General features: G+C 61.3%; 13 protein-coding genes and 1 pseudogene. 2 read left to right on the plus strand and 12 right to left on the minus strand.

The features are described 5' to 3' along the window. Positions 1 to 74: 74 nt before the first annotated feature. The 12 genes from VSX56_RS19660 to VSX56_RS19715 all read right to left on the minus strand — a co-directional run bounded on the left by VSX56_RS19660 (position 75) and on the right by VSX56_RS19715 (position 13,319). Positions 75 to 1,493 carry a carnitine 3-dehydrogenase gene (locus VSX56_RS19660; RefSeq protein ID WP_350939257.1) on the minus strand — a complete coding sequence of 473 codons (1,419 nt, stop codon included), beginning with the start codon at positions 1,491 to 1,493 and terminating at the stop codon, positions 75 to 77. After that, a complete protein-coding gene (gene bcoG, locus VSX56_RS19665; protein WP_350939258.1) occupies positions 1,490 to 2,410 on the minus strand; it encodes a 3-dehydrocarnitine:acetyl-CoA trimethylamine transferase BcoG in 921 nt (306 codons plus the stop codon). The genes VSX56_RS19660 and bcoG overlap by 4 nt, the downstream gene beginning before the upstream one ends. 9 nt (positions 2,411 to 2,419) lie before the next feature. Beyond that, positions 2,420 to 3,205: a carnitinyl-CoA dehydratase gene (locus tag VSX56_RS19670; protein ID WP_350939259.1), complete on the minus strand. Its 786-nt coding sequence runs from the start codon at positions 3,203 to 3,205 to the stop codon at positions 2,420 to 2,422. Beyond that, positions 3,202 to 5,253, minus strand: a complete 2,052-nt coding sequence (locus VSX56_RS19675; protein WP_350939260.1) for an acetate--CoA ligase family protein — start codon at positions 5,251 to 5,253, stop codon at positions 3,202 to 3,204. Before VSX56_RS19675 ends, VSX56_RS19670 begins: the two co-directional genes overlap by 4 nt. Before the next feature lie 3 nt (positions 5,254 to 5,256). Further along, complete coding sequence (locus tag VSX56_RS19680; RefSeq protein ID WP_339114835.1) at positions 5,257 to 6,417, minus strand: acyl-CoA dehydrogenase family protein; 1,161 nt, start codon at positions 6,415 to 6,417, stop codon at positions 5,257 to 5,259. Between the two features lie 36 nt (positions 6,418 to 6,453). Next, entirely contained in the window at positions 6,454 to 7,266 is an 813-nt protein-coding gene (locus tag VSX56_RS19685) for an ABC transporter permease (RefSeq protein ID WP_350939261.1), read from the minus strand. After that, positions 7,263 to 8,072: an ABC transporter permease gene (locus VSX56_RS19690; RefSeq protein ID WP_350939262.1), complete on the minus strand. Its 810-nt coding sequence runs from the start codon at positions 8,070 to 8,072 to the stop codon at positions 7,263 to 7,265. The genes VSX56_RS19685 and VSX56_RS19690 overlap by 4 nt, the downstream gene beginning before the upstream one ends. A gap of 53 nt (positions 8,073 to 8,125) precedes the next feature. Next, positions 8,126 to 9,238, minus strand: coding sequence for an ABC transporter substrate-binding protein (locus VSX56_RS19695; protein WP_339114838.1), 1,113 nt, complete (start codon positions 9,236 to 9,238; stop codon positions 8,126 to 8,128). 97 nt (positions 9,239 to 9,335) lie between these two features. Continuing rightward, positions 9,336 to 10,382, minus strand: a complete 1,047-nt coding sequence (locus VSX56_RS19700; RefSeq protein WP_349295557.1) for an ABC transporter ATP-binding protein — start codon at positions 10,380 to 10,382, stop codon at positions 9,336 to 9,338. Positions 10,383 to 10,470: 88 nt separating this feature from the next. Beyond that, the gene (locus tag VSX56_RS19705; RefSeq protein ID WP_350939264.1) at positions 10,471 to 11,358 is read right to left on the minus strand and encodes a LysR substrate-binding domain-containing protein; all 888 of its coding nucleotides are present in this window, start codon (positions 11,356 to 11,358) and stop codon (positions 10,471 to 10,473) included. Positions 11,359 to 11,451: 93 nt separating this feature from the next. Beyond that, entirely contained in the window at positions 11,452 to 12,183 is a 732-nt protein-coding gene (locus VSX56_RS19710; RefSeq protein ID WP_350939265.1) for a class II aldolase/adducin family protein, read from the minus strand. After that, positions 12,180 to 13,319, minus strand: coding sequence for a TauD/TfdA family dioxygenase (locus VSX56_RS19715; protein WP_339114842.1), 1,140 nt, complete (start codon positions 13,317 to 13,319; stop codon positions 12,180 to 12,182). Before VSX56_RS19715 ends, VSX56_RS19710 begins: the two co-directional genes overlap by 4 nt. 104 nt (positions 13,320 to 13,423) lie before the next feature. Here VSX56_RS19715 and VSX56_RS19720 point away from each other — a divergent pair, with 104 nt between their 5' ends. Together VSX56_RS19720 and VSX56_RS19725 are read left to right on the plus strand one after the other, a co-directional pair. Further along, entirely contained in the window at positions 13,424 to 14,314 is an 891-nt protein-coding gene (locus tag VSX56_RS19720; RefSeq protein WP_350939266.1) for a LysR substrate-binding domain-containing protein, read from the plus strand. Positions 14,315 to 14,558: 244 nt separating this feature from the next. Then, positions 14,559 to 14,717: pseudogene (locus tag VSX56_RS19725) on the plus strand (IS256 family transposase); the annotation flags it as partial.

Raw genomic sequence — 14,717 nt, forward strand, 5'->3', positions numbered from 1 at the left:
TTGGCGGCCAGCCGGTAACAGGCGGCAAGATCCTCGCGGGTCTTTTTCTCTTCGGGGGACATGTCGGGCACTCCTTAATTTCTTTGGCCAACCGCACCGCCAGCGCCGGGTGCAGGGATTGTCATATGCGCCTGTGCGAGCGCGGCGAGTTTTTGCGCCACCGCCGCGCAGGGCGGGCAGGCGCGGCGGGTGGTCAGATCGGTATGGAGCAGCAATGTCTCGATCGTGGCTGCAAGCGCGCCGCTTTCACCATAGACTCGGTGGAACAGCTTCATCTTCTTGCCCTCGCCCTCAAGCACCTGTGTCGTGACCTCCAGCCGCTCGCCGCGTTTCGTCTCGGCCAGATAGCGGATGCGTGTATCGACGGTAAAAAAGCTCTTTCCCGCGGCCACATATCCGGCATCGGCGCCGATCAACTGCATCAGCGCGTCAGTGGCCCAAGTGCCCAGCTCCAGATAGGCGGCCTCGTTCATATGGCCGTTGTAATCGGTCCATGTCACCGGCACCGAGCGGCAGGCCGTGACCGGAAGCCCGTCCCTTTCGCCCAGAGGCGGCAGGCCCGCCTCATGCGCCAGCACCACGCCCCCCGCACCGCTGCCGCTCAGGCGCAGCCCGCGCAGGATCGCCACCAGATTATCGTCGCGCAGGCGCTCCAGTTCGCGGATGCTCCTATGGCCCGATTGCGCTTCGGATTGGGCGCTGATCTTTTTGACAAGCGCCGCGTCGAGATCGGGGACATCGGTAAGCTTTGACCATGGCCAATGCAGCGAGGGGCCGAATTGCGCGAAATAGCTTTCCATCCCCGCCTCGCCGCCCGCAATCCGGTAGGTCTCGAACAGCCCCATCTGGGCGTAGCGCAGCCCGAACCCCATGCGGATCGCCTCGTCGATCTCGGCGGTCGTGGCGATCCCGTCCTTGAGCATCCACAGCGCCTCGCGCCAGACCGCTTCCTGAAGGCGGTTGCCGATGAACGCATCGATTTCTACGTTGAGATCGAGCGGATACATCCCGATGGCCTCAATCACGGGGCGGGCCTTGTCGCGCAGGGTTGCCTCCCCCGACAGTTCGACAAGTGGCAGAAGGTAAACGGGATTGAACGGATGCACCACAACCACCGGCGCGCCTTTGGCCGCCAGATCGGAGGCTTTGAAGCCGGAGGTCGAGGAGGCGATGAAGCCCCTTTCGGGTAGGGCCTCCGCGATCTCGGCATAGACCTTATGTTTCAGATCGATCCGTTCCGAGACGCTCTCCTGCACCCAATCCGCGTCCGCCACGGCTTCGGCGATGGACGGCGCAAAGCTCAAACGCCCCTCGGGAGGCAGCGCGCGGTCATAGATCGCGGGCAGCGCAGCGCGGGCATTGGCCAGCACCTCCGCGATCTTGCGCTCGGCCTCAGGGTCGGGGTCAAAGAGAGCCACATCCCAGCCGTTGAGCAAGAACCGCGCCGCCCAGCCGCCGCCAATGACGCCACCACCAATGATCGCGGCCTTCATGCGGGCACCGGCATATCGCGTTTGACCAGACCAAGCTGGGCGCGGACCTCGTCAGGCCCCATCAGCGAGGCTCCCATCGTGCTTAGCAGGTTGGCGGCTTTCTCGACAAGCTGCGCATTCGTGGCCATCACGCCGCGCTCGAGATAGAGGTTATCCTCGAGCCCCACGCGCACATTGCCGCCCGCCAGCGCCGCTGCCGCCACATAGGGCATCTGGTCGCGGCCAAGGCTGAAGGCCGACCAAGTCCAGTTCGAGGGAACATTATTGACCATCGCCATGAAGGTATTGAGGTCGTTGGGCGCGCCCCACGGCACCCCCATGCAGAGCTGCACCAGTGCCGGATCGTCCAGAACGCCTTCCTTTACCAGTTGCTTGGCAAACCACAGATGGCCGGTATCAAAAGCCTCGATCTCGGGCTTGACGCCCAGCTCGGTCATCTGCCGGCCCATGGCGCGCAGCATATTGGTGGTATTGGTCATGACATAGTCGCCATCCCCGAAATTCATCGAGCCACAATCGAGCGTGCAGATCTCGGGCAGGCAGTCGCGGATATGGGCCATGCGCTCGGTGGCGCCCGCCATATCCGTCTCGACCTGATTGAACGCCATCGGGTCTTCCACCGGCCCGAAGGTCAGATCGCCGCCCGTGCCTGCGGTCAGGTTCAGCACCACATCGGTATCGGACGAGCGGATCCGGTCAGTGAGTTCGCGAAAATAGGCGCGGTCGCGGCAGGGCGCGCCGGTTTCGGGGTCGCGCACATGGCAATGCACGATCGCGGCGCCCGCTTTCGCGGCTTCGATGGCAGCGTCCGCGATCTCGCGGGCCGAGCGTGGCACAAGGCGGCTTTTGTCCTGCGTGGCACCGGCGCCGGTGATGGCGGCGGTCAGAAACAGCTTGCGGTTCATCTCTAGCGGCATGGGATCTCCTTACCGGCCCTTCCAGACCGGATCGCGTTTTTCGGCAAAGGCGCGCGCGCCCTCTTTCTGGTCTTCCGAGCGGTAGAGCTTTTCCACCGTCTCGAACTGGCTGGCATTGATGCGGTTGAGCGCATCCTGAAACTTCATATTCTCCGCTTCGCGGGCGATTTCCTTGATCGCGGCGAAAACGAGGGGCGGGCCTGCGGCCAGCTCGTCGGCCATTCGGCGCGCCTCTTCCATCAGCTGGGCGGCAGGCAGGATGCGGTTGATCAGCCCCCACCGATGTGCTTCCCCGGCGTCGAACCAGCGGCCTGTGAAGAGAAGCTCCATCGCGATATGATAGGGGATGCGCTTGGGCAGCTTCAGCGTTGCCGCATCGGCCACGGTCCCCGAATGGATCTCGGGCAGGGCGAAGGTCGCATGGGCGGCGGCAAGGATGATATCGGCGCTGATTGCCAGCTCCAGCCCACCGCCACACGCGATGCCGTTTACGGCGGCGATCACCGGCTTGTTGAGCCCGCGCAGCTCCTGCAAGCCGCCAAAGCCACCCTTGCCATAATCTCCGTCCGCCGCCTCGCCGCCTGCCGCCGCCTTCAGATCCCAGCCCGGGCAGAAGAACTTCTCGCCCTGTGCGGTCAGGATCGCCACCCGCAATTCGGGATCATCGCGGAATTCGGTGAAGATCTCGCCCAGCTCGCGCGAGGTTGCCATGTCGATCGCATTGGCCTTGGGGCGGTTGAGGGTCACCTCGAGCACCGCACCACGGCGCTCGGTCAACACATTCGATTGGGTCATGCGTGGTCTTCCATTCTGATAAGTGCATCCGCCGCAACTGCTCCCGAAGGGCCGCACATCAGCGGATTGATTTCGATTTCATGCAGGCTGTCGGCATGGGCTTGCACCAGCCCCTGCAGGGCCATTACGGCATCAAGCACCGCCTCGCGGTCTGCCGCAGGCCGTCCGCGATAGCCCGATAACAGCGCGCCGGTGCGCAAGGTGCCAAGCGCCTCGGCGACATCCGCGCGGCTTGCGGGGACCAGAAGCGAGGCGGTGTCGCGGATCAGTTCGGTCAGGATACCTCCCAGACCCAGAGTCAGCACATAGCCATGCGCGGGGTCCCGGATCACGCCCACGATCAGTTCGGCCACCGTTCCGGTGACCATTTCCTCGACCAGGAAGCTTTGGGCTGGCATGGCATTAGCAGCCGCGTAAACGGCCTCGGCGCTTCCAAGTCCCAGCACCACTGCGCCAGCCTCGGTTTTATGGGCGATGCCTTCCCCCTTCAGCACCACCGGAAAGCCGATCGCGCTCGCATGTTCGGCTGCGGCCTGTGGTGTGGGCGCGCGGAAGGCTTTGGGCACGCGCAATCCCGCGCGGGCCAGGACCCCCTTGGCCTCGGCCTCGGAGAAAACCCTCGCTGTGCCATGGCCATTGAGGGGCAGTGTCACCCGATCTGGCCGGCTATTGGCGCGCCCGCTTCCCATCGAGGCGGCCTTTATCGCGGCCAGTGCATCGCTCATTCCGCAAAGCGGCACGATCCCCAATTCGATGGCCTCCTGCGCCACGCTCTCGGGCAGCCCTTCTGCCATGAGCGAGACAAGTGCCATTGGCGTGCCGGTGGCGGCTTTGGTGGCGGTGACGGCCCGCAGGACCTGATCGTAATCTGGTGCCTCGAAACGGTCCGTGCGCGGATAGTCCACCACCACGCAGCCAAGTCCGAGTTCGGCCTCGGCGGGGCAGAGCGCGGTAAAGGTCGCCTCGAGCGCGGCCTCGTCACCCCAGATATAGGTGTTATAATCCAATGGGTTGGCGAGCGCCACCTTGGGGCCGAGCGCCTCGCGCAGGCGGGCCTTCTGGCCCTCTGTCAGGGCGGGATAAACAATGCCGGCACCTTCGCCCATATCGGCCATGAGCGATGCCTCGCCGCCCGAACAGGACGCAGAGGCAATCCGGGCCGAGGACAGCCCGCCCGTTACATGCAGGATCTTGAGGGTCTCAACCAGCTCTGTCGGGCTTTCAACCTGCGCAATCCCGAGACGTTTGAAGAGCGCCCGCGCGCCCGCGTCCGATCCGGTGAGGGATGCGGTATGGGACACCGCCGCCGCCTGCGCCTGTTCCGATGTCCCGACCCTGAGAGCCACGATCGGCTTCCCCAGAAGGGCCGCATGCTCGGCCAGCGCCTCGAAGGCGGGCAGGTCACCGATCCCTTCGATATGCAGCCCTAACGCGGTGATACGGGGATCATCCAGAAGCGCCATACCCAGATCGGACATCGAGGTCTGCGCCTGATTGCCTGCGGCCGCCACCACCGCCAGCGGCAGACCACGACGCTGCATGGTGAGATTTATCAGCACGTTGGAGGACTGACCAATCACCGCCACACCGCTTTCGAGCGCGGTCATGCCATGGCGGTCGGGCCAGAGGGCCATGCGGTCCAGGGCATTGACCACGCCGTAGCAATTGGGGCCGAGAACCCGCATGGCTCCTGCTGCCTCGACCAGCTGCGCCTGCAAGTCGGCCCCGTCGGCCAGCTCGGAGACCGCCTCGCTGAACCCTGCGGCAAAGCAGACCGCGCCGCCACAGCCCATCTGCGCCAGCTCGCGCACCACCTCGACCGTCAGCATACGGTTGACGCCGATGAAAGCGGCATCGGGCCGACCCGGAAGCGCTGCCAGATCGGGATAGGTCGGCAGGCCCCCCATCCTGTCTTTCTTGGGGTGGACGGGCCAGATCTCTCCGGTAAATCCGGTTGCGCGGCATTGACGGATGACGGCTTCACACCAGATCCCGCCGCCGATTATGGCGATGGAGGTCGGGGAAAAGAGACGGCTGAGCGGCTGCATGGGTCAGGCTCCCAAGGGGCGAAGTAGCTCGCGGCTGATAATGTGGCGCTGGATCTCGGAGGTGCCGTCCCAGATGCGTTCCACGCGGGCATCGCGCCAGAAGCGCTCGATGGGTAATTCGTCCATCAACCCCATCCCGCCATGGATCTGCAGCGCGGCATCGGTTACACGGGCCAGCATCTCCGAGGCATAGACTTTGGCGGAGGCGATCTCACGGTTGGCGGGCAGGCCCTGATCGAGGCGCCATGCCGAGGACAGGGTCAGCATATCGGCGGCATCGATCTCGGTGATCATATCGGCCAGCTGGAAGCTCACGCCCTGGAACTTGCCGATGGCCTGACCGAACTGTTTGCGCTCGGCGGCATAGGACAGCGCATGGTCGAAGACGCGGCGCGCCCGCCCTACCGAGTTGGTGGCCACGGTGATGCGGGTGGCATAGAGCCATTCGTTCATCACATCGAATCCGCCATCGACCTCGCCCAGAACCTGCGCATCCGACAGGCGGCAATTGTCGAAATAGAGGATCGAGTTCTTATAGCCGCGATGGGAGACCGAATTATAGCCGCGCGCGATCTCGAAGCCCGGTGTGCCGCGATCCACGAGGAAACAGGTGATGCGTTTTTTCGGGCCGCGCGGGGTGTCATCGACGCCGGTTGCGATGAAGACGATGACGAAATCGGCATGTTCCGCGCCCGAGATGAAATGCTTGGAGCCATTTACCACCCAGTCGCCGCCATCGCGCACAGCTTGACATTTCATGCCGCGCACATCCGATCCGGCATCGGGTTCGGTCATTGCCAGCGCATCCATTTTCTCGCCGCGCACTGCCGGAAGCAGGTATTTCTCGATCTGCTCGCCCTTGCAGGCCATCAGGATATTCTGCGGACGGCCGAAGAAATGTGTCAGCGCCATCGAGCCGCGGCCCAACTCGCGCTCGACCAGCGCGAAATCGACATGGCTCAGTCCCGGGCCGCCTACGCTTTCAGGAAAGTTCGAGGCATAGAACCCCAGATCCATGCACTTGCGCTTGATCTCCTGTCCGATCTCGGCAGGGACCTCACCGGTGCGTTCGACAAGTGTCTCGTGCGGATAGATCTCGTTTTCCACGAAACTGCGGACGGTGGAGACGATCATCTCCTGTTCATCGGTCAGACCGAAATTCATGATTTACCCTCGTATTGATTGGGTTTTCGAAGAGGTTTAGCGACGGGAGCGAGCGGCGCGCATTGCGAAGGCGGCGCGGCCGATCACGATGGCGGCGACCACAAGGATCAACAGCACCGAGAGGGAGGCGATGGAGGGATCGACATTGTCGCGCAGGCCCATCCACATGCGACGGGGCAAGGTGATGGTATTGACCGAGGTGACAAAAAGCGTGACACCGATCTCGTCCCAGCTGAACAGGAAGGACATCACGAAGGCGCCCAGCAGACCGAACCGGATATTGGGCAGGATAATTCCGAAGATACGGGTAGGCACGCTGGCCCCCATCGATTGCGCAGCCAGATCCATGCGCCGGTCCAGCTGGCCGAGCGAGACCATGACCACAATCACGGCATAGGGGACGACCATGACTGTATGGGCCAACACCAACCCGCCCAATGTGTCATAGCCAATCAGGCTGTTCCATTGCGACAGCTTGTTGAGGAAGAAGTAGAGTGTCAGCGAGGAGACGACGGGGGGCGCCACCATCGGCAGCAGGACAAAGCCTGTCATCAGTCCGCCAAAGCGCGGGCGCATCATCCACAGCCCGAGGCAGAAGGCCGTGGCCAGCACCACCGACAAGCTGCTGGCCAGCACTCCCACCTCGATCGAGGTCCACAGGCTACGGCCCCAGTCGGGATCGGAAAACAGCGCGGCATAGTGGCGCCACGACCAGTCACCATCGGGAAGGGACAGGTAGCGTTTCGAGGTGAAGCTGACCGGCACCACCGCGATCAGGGGCATCAGCAGGAATACCGCGACAAGACCGCAGAGCAGTGTGGCCAGACGGCCGGGGCGTAGACCGGTCATTTGGCAGTCTCCGCGTTGCGGCGCATCAGTGCAACGAGGATGCCGCCCACCGCGATCATCATGACGACACTGAGCGCGGCTGCCATGCCCCATTGCGGCATCTGGAAGATCCACAGATAGATCAGCTCGGCCAGCAGCACCGATTGGCCCCCGCCCAGAAGTGCGGGCGTGACGTAAAAGCCGATGGAAAACACGAAGACCAGAAGGGTCGCACCGATGATCCCGTTCCCCGTCATCGGGAGGAAGATCTGCCAGAAGATCCGCAGCCGTGATGCGCCCATCCCGTCGGCTGCCGTCAGCACCCGTTCATCGACATTGCGCATGGCCGTTGCCAGCGGAAAGACGGCAAAGGGAATAAGGTAATGCGCCATACCCACCACCACCGCAAATTCGTTGCGAGTCATCTGGATGGAGGCATCGATCAGGCCTGCATCCTTGAGCCATGTGTTGATCAAGCCGCGATTGGACAGAAGCGACAACCACCCGAAGGCGCGGCTAAGGACCGAGATCCAGAACGGGATCATGATGCATAACTCTGTCAGTAACCGTATGACAGGAGTGCCGCGCACCCATAGGAGCGTGATGATATAGGCGCAGCCGACCGAGACGACGGTTACGATGATACATAGCCGCAATGTGCGCCAGATGACGGCCAGCGTGAGCGGGTCGCTCAGGACATGGCGGTATTGCGCCAGGCCCGGCTGGGGATCGGTGAAGCTGAGCTGCACGATGCCAAGAAACGGCAATAGGTAACTTAGCCCGAGAAACAGCAGCACCGGGCAAATCAGAAAGAGGGTAGGGCGCATGGAGGCTCCTTTAGGCTGCCCGTGCCATCAAAGCGCGGGCAGCAGTGTCAGGATCAGGCGGAGATCAGTTGCAGATAGGCATCCAGCGCCGAGGCATAGTTTTCCTCGTACCAATCGGTATTCAGGGCGACCTGTTTGGGCAGGTTCTCTGGGTCCATCGGATTGTAGTGGCGCAGCTCTTCGGGGATCAGGCTATCGGCGGCAGGGTTGGACGGCCCATTGCCCATAAGTTCGAAGAACTTCGCCTGACGTGCCGGATCCTGCGTCGCGGCGATGTAGCGCATCGCCTCTTCCGTCCCACCCGGATTGCCCTTGAGCACACCGATCCCGCCAGGTCCGATAATGCCATCCTGGAAGGTAAAGGTGATCTCGCCCTCGGTATCCTTGTCCAGCAGACTCGCCCGGGTGTTCCAGATCAGGGCCATCGAGACATCGCCGTTCAGCAGCAGAGACTGGCTCTCCGCACCACCACCCCAGAAGGCCCCGATATGGTCTTTAAATCCTTCGATCTTTGCATGGGCACGATCGAGGTCCAGCGGATAGAGATCGGCAGGGGCGACGCCATCGGCCAATAACGCGGCCTCCCACATGCCCGCGCCCCATTTATACATCGCCCGCTTGCCGGGGAAGTTATCGGTATCGAAGAAATCCTTGAGCGAGGTCGGCGGCGTGTCGAACTGGGTCGCGTCATAGGCGATGACATAGGAATAGAAATAGCATGACGAGGAATAGTCCCACTGGAAGCCTTCGCGCTGTTTGGTCGGATCGACAATAGTATAGTCGATTTTCTCCATCATGCCTTTGCGGCCCAGTGCCTGTGAGGTAAAGGGATCGGCATCAACCAGATCCCATGTCGGGTTGCCACCGGTGACCTGTGCGGTGATTGCGCCTTCGGTGGGGCCGGACCCGTCATAGAGCACCTGAATGCCGCTCTCGGCGGTAAAGGGTTGGCCGAAGGCCTCTTGCATCGCGTCTAGGGCATCGCCGCCCCAATTGACGAATACCAGCTTGCCATCCGCGGCGCGGGCCTGCGTGGCCCCCAGACTGAGTGCGCTCGTGCCCAGAAGGGCGGCCATGCCCTGAAGCATCTGACGGCGCGAAATCTGGCCCTTGGCTGCACGCTCTTTCAAAATCTCGACGCAATCGTTCTGGAAATGGCTGTTCAAGGCGGTACCTTTCTGTTGAGGAGTTCGGGATGAGAAGAGCCTTTCCGGAACGCTAGGGCATTCCGGATCGGGAGATATTGATGAGGGGAGACGGAGGTCAGACGGCGAAACTGTCGCGCGGATCCCATGTGACCTCGAGCGTCGCACCAGGGGCGGGCGGTGCCTCTCCGGGACCGTTGTCGAAATAGAGGATCAACTCCTCGCCCGCACCCGTTGCCAGAAGGAGCCGCGATTTCGCGCCCAGATAGACGCGGTCACGCACGGTGGTCGGCAGGCGGTTCGTGTCGTAATCTTGCGCCAAGCGCATATGTTCGGGGCGGATGGCCAGATGGCCGTTGCCTTGCGCATGGGGCGGGGCGGTGATCGCGGAGCCGGTGATGTTGCCGCCTTGCAAAGACAGAATGTTGATATCGCCCAGAAATTCGGCTGTGAACCGGTTGGCTGGCCGCTCGTAGACCTCGTCCGGCGTGCCGATCTGCTGTAAATGCCCATGATTGAAAATCGCGATACGGGTCGACAGCGCCAGCGCCTCTTCCTGATCATGGGTCACGAAAACAAAAGTGGTGCCGAGATCGCGGTGAAGACGCCGCAGCTCTTCCTGCATCTGGCCGCGTAGGTTCTTGTCGAGCGCGGAGAAAGGTTCATCGAGCAACAGAACCTTGGGCTCGTAGGCCAGTGCCCGCGCCAGTGCGACCCGTTGCTGCTGTCCGCCCGACAAGGCGGAAGGCTTCTTATGCGCATGTCCGGCAAGGCCCACCAGCTCGATCATCTCGGCCACGCGGGCATCGATCCGGGCCTTGGACCGTTTCTGCACCTTCAGCGGAAAAGCGATGTTTTCGGCCACTGTCAGATGCGGGAACAGGGCATAGCCCTGAAACACCATGCCGAATGCTCGTTCTTTGGCCGACCACCCGGTCATGTCCTGCCCCTCGAACAGCAACTGGCCCGAGGTTACGGCCTCATAGCCACCCAGTAAGGTCAGAAACGTGGTCTTGCCCGAGCCTGAAGGCCCCAACAGCGACAGGAATTCGCCTTCGGCGATGGTCAGGGAAATATCGCGGAGCGCCGCGAATTTTCCGAAAGTTTTGGTGACCGAACATGCTTCGATCTGCGTTGTGCTTGCCACAATCGCCTCGCTTTCCAATGCTGTCCTTTGTTGGTTAAGCTTAGTAATTAGAGTCGATAATGTGCAATTGAAACTTATTGGTCACCTCGACAAATAATATTTGTCATTAGATTTTCCTTTGGCCCATTTTGCCAATTTCTAGCCGATCTTTCAACCACTTGGAGAATTCTTGGACAATAGGGTTTGAAAGATTTTCATCTGGTGTGCAAAGAAAATAGCCGGATTCGGTATGCAGCGCCGCCGAAAAAGGTCGCATTAATTTGCCTTCCCGAAGCTCTTTTGCCCATAAAACAGTATCTCCGATGGCGATGCCTTCTCCCGCCATGACCGCGGTGAAGACGATGTTCATGTCGGAAAAACAGATCCCGCGATGGGCATTTTCCGGCGGTAGCCCCGAAAGCTGCATCCACTGCTCCCAATCGGTAAAGTCGCCCATATGCAACAATGTCGCCTCACGCAGAATTCCAAGGTCATTGAAGCTTTTGAACTGGCTCAGATAGGCAGGGCTGCAAAGCGGCGTGAATTCGACCGACATCAGTGGCTCGACCTGTAAATGGGCGCGGTTCTCGCAATCGAATGTAATGAACAGGTCGACATCGGGATCGGCCGTGGCGACCAGATTATGGGTCGTGACGACATTGAGAACGACATCGGGATGCTCGGCAATGAAGTCGCTCATATTGGTGCAAAGCCAGGCCGAGGCAAATCCGGGCGGGGCGCTGATCGTCAGGCGCCCCGTCAACCCGTTCTGGCTGCGCCGCGAGGTTGATGTCGCGATCATGCTTAGGGCCCGGCGCACGTCTTCCGCATATGCCATCGCGCGCGGTGTGATTTCGGTCTGGTTGCCGGTCCGGATCAGGATCTTGAACCCCAGATCGCGTTCAAGCAGGCGCAACTGGTGACTGATTGCGCTGCGGGTCAGGTTCAGCTCCGAGGCCGCTCGCCAGAGCGCGCCATTTCGTGCGACGCTCTCGATTGCCCGAAGCGCCTGCATCGAGGGAAAACGGTTCATAGATGTCTTTCGTCAATAACACTTACCCCCGGAAGCGTAACGCAACCGAGGGGAAGTGAGTAGGGCCAGGCGGGCTTACAAATGCGGCAATTGCGCCTTGAGGTAGGCAAAATGACGATCTGCCATGCCAGCATAGGGGCGCCAGCCATCCGCAGTATTCTGTGCGACCGCGTCGGATAGAACCGCCAGGGGCGCCCCCGTAGACTTTGCCAGGATCAGCGTCTGGGCGGCTTTTTCAAAGAAATACAGGTCTTCGAACGCTGCCGCGACAGTCTGGCCGACGATGGTCACGCCATGGTTGCCCATAACCAGAACGGTTTTGTCGCCAAGGTTTTCAGCCAGCCGCTCGCCCTCTTCCTCGGCATCGGCAATACCCCCGAACGACAGATCATAGGCGGTGCGGCCGTAGAACCGCGCCGTGTTATTGTCGATGGGCACGACCGTGGGATCTTTTAGGCAGGCCAGCGCCGTTGCATAGGGTGAATGGCAATGCAGAATAACCCGCGCCTCGGGTTTGCGGCGGTGAAGCGTCCCATGCACGCACCATGCAGACGCATCCGGTGGGTCGGGACGGTCCAGAACCGACGGATCGTTGCTGTCCAGCTCCAGAAGATCCTGCGGGCGGATCGCGCCGAAATGCTGCCATTTCGGGTTCAGAAGGAACTGCGCCCCGTCCTCCGAAACCGCCGCACTGAAATGGTTGCCAACGGACTCGCTCCAGCCCAGCTGGTGGCAGATACGGAACGCCGCCGCCAGATCTATGCGCAGCGCGGTCGTATCCGGTTCAAGAGACGGATGCGCGTTCATGCCTTGAACCGCCCTTCGCTGACCAGCGCCCGATAGGTCGAGCGCATTTCGGCGCGGTCGGTGTAGCAGCCGCGAAGATAGCGGTCGCCGCTTGTCGCCGAATAGGCCGCGCGCCCGTGAACGATGCGGTGGTTGTCGAACACCATGCATTCGCCCGCTTTCATCAGGAAGGTCATCATGTATTTGTCTTCCTGCAGCATTTTCCCGAAGCGGCAGAATGCCGGATACCAGCGGTCGAGCAGCGCCTGATCAAGGTCGGAGATATCCAGCATGTGCTGCGAAATGGTTAGCCCCGAAACCTCGCCATGTTGGTCAAGTTCGATCACGGTCTGGCGCGAACGCATGTCATAGGTGTCGTGTTCGCAATAGAACGGCACCGGCGTCTCGCTCAGCAGCTTGAAGCCTTCGGGGTCGCGTTGTCGGAAGTCATTGGCAACGGCCACACCATCAGCATAAAGGCTTTCGCCCCCTTGCACGCTATTGGCGCGGCAATGCAGGAACTGGACGCCCGGCGCATGTTCCTCGGCAGGGGTGTCGGTATGCAGTTCCAGCGCGGCAGAGGTATAGGCCGTGTTGGTGGGTTTGATATGCGTCTTCACATCGAAATAATCGCCGAAGAAGGTGGGCCGGACCTGTCCGATCATCTCGGCGGTTTCGGTCAACCCTTCGTTGCTATCGGGCATATCGGTCAGGATGGTGAAACCCTGCACCAGCATTGCCTCGATCCATTTCGCCCTCAATGCCGGATTTGCCAGAAGCGCGGGCTGGCTGAAGCGTGGCACCTGCGGATAGTGATCGCCATACCACGCGCTGCGCGGCAGATCGGCGGGGTCATGGCGCGGGGTGCCTTTGGCGAAGGTTTCAAGCCATGCAAGAGGGAAACGGGTGACGTGATCCTCGTCGGCCCATTTGATGACCAGCGCGTTGCTGTCAACCTCGGCGCTTTCGGCGCGCGGCGCTGCCGCAAGGTGGAAGATGTCGAAGCTCCGCTCGCGCGTATCGGTGTTGAACGAGGTCGGGCAGTTGTCGCGCAGCCAGTAATAATTAAAGTAATGCGCCGCCCCGTCGGACAGAACGACCTCAAGCCCCTGAGACTTAAGTGTGGGGCGCGACAGCGTATCATCCATTATATTCATAGGTATTTCCCTGTTCTAATGCGTTTTCGCTGGTAGGTTTTCACAGCTTCCCTCTTGCGAACAGAGCGGTTAGTTTGAACATAAGTTAAGAACAGGGTTATGTTATGAGCCGCTTGCCACCCCTACGTCTTCTCACCACCTTCGAGGCGATCGCGCGCCATGGTTCGATGCATCTGGCGGCTGCGCGGTTGAATGTGACCCAGCCTGCGATCAGCCAGAGCCTTAAGGCGCTCGAGGATCATGTCGGCGCGCAGTTGCTGGATCGTTCGACACGGCCCGCCCGGCTGACGGAGGCCGGAGAGATCCTCGCGCGCGCGGTGCGCGAGGGTTTTGGGCGGATCTCGGTTGCAGTGGAGGATATCCGGGACATGGCCGGACTTGGCGGCCAGCAGGTTACGGTGTCCTGCACTATCGGGATGGCGACATATTGGCTGATGCCCCGCTTGCCCGACTTTTATGCCAAACATCCCGAAATCACCGTCAATGTGCAGGCGCCCGCTAGCGATTTGCCGCATCTTGCCCCTGGTATTGATATCGCGATCCGTTACGGAACGGGTAACTGGCATGAGGGGCGGACCTTCAAGTTATTCGAGGAACGCATTTTTCCGGTTGCCGCGCCCGCGCTGCTGGAGCGGCTGCAGCGCGAGGGTATAGGCCTTGAGGCTGCGCCCCTGATCCATGTCCGCAGTCCGCGCAACCAGCATTGGGCAGGGTGGGAAGAGTATTTTTTGGCGCGCGGGATCATACGCGAAAGGCTAACGGGTCAGACATTCACCAATTATGTTCAGGCCGCTCAGGCGGTGCTGGATGGGCGCGGGGTCATGCTGGGGTGGCGTTCGATTGCGGCAGGCGCCGTGCGCGAAAAAACACTGTGCCCCTGGCCTGATGGCGAACTGGATCTCGGCACCTCCTACTTCGTCACGACGACCCAGCCCGTCTCGCAGAGTACGAATGAGTTTACTGCCTGGCTGAGCGAGAATGCCAAAAAGCCATGATTCAGGCTCCGCCAGGTGACCTGAACGACGAGCAGGTTTGCTGGCGTTCCGACGCGTGAATGGAGCGGTTCAAGCCGTCCTTACCGAAAAACCGTGGCAAGGCCCGCGCCGATGCGACAGTGAGGATCGAGCCACCATCGGCTCGAGACGATCGTGTCCCACGGGGTGGTGTAGCTCAGGTGGCCATCGGGTTTCTTAGTAAGGTCGGGTTGCTAGACTCAATCTGATCCAAGGATGACACCCGATGACCAAACCTATGATGGACCTTCGCGCGCTTGTCGAACAGAGCGGCGATGCAGATTTACTGCGTGAGATGATTGGCTTTGCCGCCGAGCGACTAATGGAGCTCGAGGTTGGCGCCAAGACCGGCGCGGACTATGGCGAGAAGAGTGCCGAACGACTG

The sequence above is a fragment of the Thioclava kandeliae genome (assembly GCF_040297545.1).
GTDB lineage: Bacteria > Pseudomonadota > Alphaproteobacteria > Rhodobacterales > Rhodobacteraceae > Thioclava > Thioclava kandeliae.